This window comes from Lactobacillus nasalidis (assembly GCF_016587775.1).
Taxonomy (GTDB): Bacteria; Bacillota; Bacilli; order Lactobacillales; family Lactobacillaceae; genus Lactobacillus; species Lactobacillus nasalidis.
Genome location: NZ_BOCG01000025.1, coordinates 1 through 374, shown reverse-complemented (window position 1 = coordinate 374; position 374 = coordinate 1). Strand labels below are relative to the sequence as shown.

Annotated in this window: 1 protein-coding gene; it reads right to left on the bottom strand. The window is 62.6% G+C overall.

Annotated elements, in window-relative coordinates; all coding sequences use genetic code 11:
• Nucleotides 1-374 (bottom strand): alpha/beta hydrolase (locus lacNas_RS00205; RefSeq protein WP_201346478.1); only part of this gene is annotated, 374 nt, incomplete at both ends.

The following is a 374-nucleotide window of genomic DNA, read 5'->3' as shown; positions in this document are numbered from 1 at the left end:
CCCGTTTTTGAACAGGGCCTCCTCATAGGCCATGGCATTGGTTGGCAGGCAGATCGGGTCGTTCCAGGACTGGAAGATGAAGGTCGGCGGCGTCTTGGCGCTGACCCCCAGGGCCGTGCCGACCAGCTTCGGGTCCTCCGGCAGGGCGTCGTCGGCCTTGCCGCCGATTTCAAAGGCCACCTTGTACACGTCGGTGAGCGGGTAGCCCAAAATCGTGGCGTTAGGCAGAACCTGGCTGTCCTCATAGCCGTATTTTTCCTGGTACTTGGGCTCGGCGGCCAGGTAGTTGGCCGCGCTGACGATGTGGCCGCCGGCTGAAAAGCCGATGGTCATGATCTTGTCCGGGTCGATCTGGTATTCAGCCGCGTGCCGGC